The organism is Bauldia sp., from assembly GCF_020442045.1.
Lineage (GTDB): Bacteria > Pseudomonadota > Alphaproteobacteria > Rhizobiales > Kaistiaceae > Bauldia.
Window position 1 is genome coordinate 1 of the sequence record NZ_JAGRLA010000102.1, and the last position, 2,652, is coordinate 2,652.

General features: G+C 66.4%; 2 protein-coding genes. One reads left to right on the forward strand and one right to left on the reverse strand.

The window, feature by feature from the left end; translation table 11 throughout:
* Positions 1 to 1,415 (forward strand): FAD-binding oxidoreductase (locus KDJ86_RS11445; protein ID WP_367116790.1); only part of this gene is annotated, 1,415 nt, incomplete at its 5' end.
* 47 nt (positions 1,416 to 1,462) lie between these two features.
* Here KDJ86_RS11445 and eda read toward each other — a convergent pair.
* The gene (eda, locus tag KDJ86_RS11450; protein WP_291745675.1) at positions 1,463 to 2,116 is read right to left on the reverse strand and encodes a bifunctional 4-hydroxy-2-oxoglutarate aldolase/2-dehydro-3-deoxy-phosphogluconate aldolase; all 654 of its coding nucleotides are present in this window, start codon (positions 2,114 to 2,116) and stop codon (positions 1,463 to 1,465) included.
* Between the last annotated feature and the right edge of the window lie 536 nt (positions 2,117 to 2,652).

Below are 2,652 nucleotides of genomic sequence, written 5' to 3' on the forward strand. Positions count from 1 at the left end.
CGGCCGCCGCCGCGCTGGCGGCCTTGCGCGGCGCTGTGGATGCGGCCGGCTTCATCGAGGCCGATGCGCCGCAAGCGGAGCGCTATCTGCATGACTGGACGGGCGATTATCTCGGCAGCGCGCTTGCGGTGCTCCGCCCCTCGCGCGTGGAAGAGGTGCAGGCGATCGTCAGGGTCTGCGCTGAACACGGACTTGCCCTGATCCCGCAAGGAGGCAACAGCGGGCTGGTCGGCGGCGCCACCCTTGAGGGGCCGCCGCGCGCCATCGTGGTGTCGCTGGAACGGCTCAACCGCATACGGTCCATCGATCCGGAGAATTTCACCCTTGCCGCCGATGCAGGCGTGATCCTTCAGGTGTTGAAGGACGCGGCGGAGGCCAGGGACATGCTGTTTCCGCTGGCGCTCGGCGCGCAGGGGTCGTGTCAGATCGGCGGCAACGTCTCGACCAATGCCGGCGGCATCAACGTATTGCGCTACGGCATGACGCGCGACCTGGTTCTCGGCATCGAGGCGGTTCTGCCGGACGGCAGCCTGTTCGAAGGCATGCACGGGCTGAGGAAGGACAATCGCGGCTACTCCCTGGCGCAGCTCCTGATCGGCGGGGAGGGGACACTCGGCATCGTGACCGGCGTCGAGGTCAAGCTGTTTCCCCGGCCCGCCAATGTCGAGACGGCCTATCTCGGACTCGCCTCCTTCGCGGACGCCATGGCGGTCTTCGGCATGGCGCGCCGTGTCTGTTCGGATCTTCTCACCGCGTTCGAGGTGATCGGCGCGGAGTGCATTCCGCTTGCCCGTATCGCCGCCCCCGATACGCGTCTGCCGCTCGAGGGCGAATGGCCGGTTCATGTCATCATGGAACTGGGATGTTCCGCGGCGATCGATGGCCCTGCGCTGATGGAGGCGTTGCTGACCGAGGCCTTCGAGGCCGGACTCCTCGGCGACGGAGCGCTGGCGCAGAGCCGCGCGCATGCGGCTGATTTCTGGGCGATCCGGGAGAATCTTGTCGAGGGCCAGGCAAGGCGCGGCCGCCATATCCGCACCGATCTGTCGGTGCGGCTGAGCAAGGTCCCCGAGGCCATCGAGCGGTCGCGCGCCTATATCGTCGCCGACTGGCCGGGCTGGGAACCGCTCGCATACGGACACGCCGGCGACGGCAATATCCATGTCAATGTCATGCCGCCGGCGGGCATGGCAAACGACGAGATCAGACAAAGCGGCAAGGCGATGCTCGACGGGCTATACGCCATCGTGCGGGCGCTCGGCGGCTCGTTCAGCGCCGAGCACGGGGTCGGCCGCAGCCGGCGCGATGTCTACTGGGACTGGCTGTCGGCCGACGAGAGGGCGGCGGTCATGGCGATCAAGACGGCGCTCGATCCGCACGGCATCATGAATCCAGGCGCGCTCATTCCCGAATAGCCGGCAATTCGAGCCGGCCGGGATTTCGGGGAGTCCCCGATGCGATGCTAGGCTCGGTCCTCGAGCGCCTGCCTGGCGGTCTTGACGGCCTCGGCGGCATTCTGGGCGATGGCCTTGAAGCGGCCTTCGCGGATGTCGTCCGTCTTGGCGATCCACGTTCCGCCGACGGCCACGACCTGCTTGACGGCCAGCCATTCGCCGATCGTCGCCTGGGTGACGCCTCCCGTCGGGATGAAGCGCACGCCAAGATGCGCGAAGGGAGCCGCGATGCCGCTGATCGCCTTGGGACCGCCGGCAACGCCGGCGGGGAAGAACTTCGCGAGCCTGACGCCGCGCGCCGTTGCGAGCGTAAGGTCGGTTGGCGTCATGATGCCCGGGCAGAAGGGCAGGCCGGCCTCCTTGGCGGCATCGACGATGTCCGGATCGTAGCCGGGGGCGAGCGCGAAGCGTGCGCCGCTGTCGATGGCGCGGCGGAGGCTGTCGCGGTCGAGGATCGTGCCGGCGCCGATGACGAGCTCGGGCCGGGCGTCGCGGATTGCCGCCAGCACGTCGGCCGCGGCCTCGGTGCGGAAGGTGATCTCGGCGACCGGCAATCCGCCTTCCAGTAGGGCATCGGCCAGCGGAACGGCGTCCGCGGCCTTCTCGATCGCGATCACGGGCACGACGCCCAGGCTGGCGATGACATCGATCGGGTTGCTCATGCTTCTTCCAATGCTTGCTCGAAAATCGGTTCAGCCGCGCTGTACACGGCTTCTATCGGTGAAAGAGACGGCGCACAACACCTTCAACGCAAGGATCGGGCGAGCGGAATCGCCGGTACAGGGGAAGGGGACGCTGAAGCCGCGATCCGCCGCGCCTCGGACATGGGGGGTGCCTTTCGTGGCCTCGCAGCGGGATAGGAGCCGGTCTGTTTGAGAATGTGCATCGCGAGCACGTCACGAACAGTGTCCGCTCGTGTGGCAGACGTTCACCACGGTCGACCTTTCCGTCCCCGGACTTCCTGGTGAACGGAACGACAGGAGCGGTCGGTCGAGCTTCCTGTCTCCTGACCTGACGTCGATGGTCGGATTCTATATAGAATCATTTCCTCCTATTAGAACGTGATTCATACTGGCCGACCGTGAGAAGAGAGACGATATGAAGAAAGCGAAGACGGAAAAACACGCGCCCGAAAGGCCGTCTCGATCAAGGTCAGCTGCGCCCGCCGGAACTGCCTACACATCCGAACTTCGGCAGA

Coding starts and splice junctions, on each gene's coding strand:
- eda (WP_291745675.1), bottom strand. CDS start 2,116: ATGAGCAACCCGATCGATGTCATCGCCAGCCTGGGCGTCGTGCCCGTG.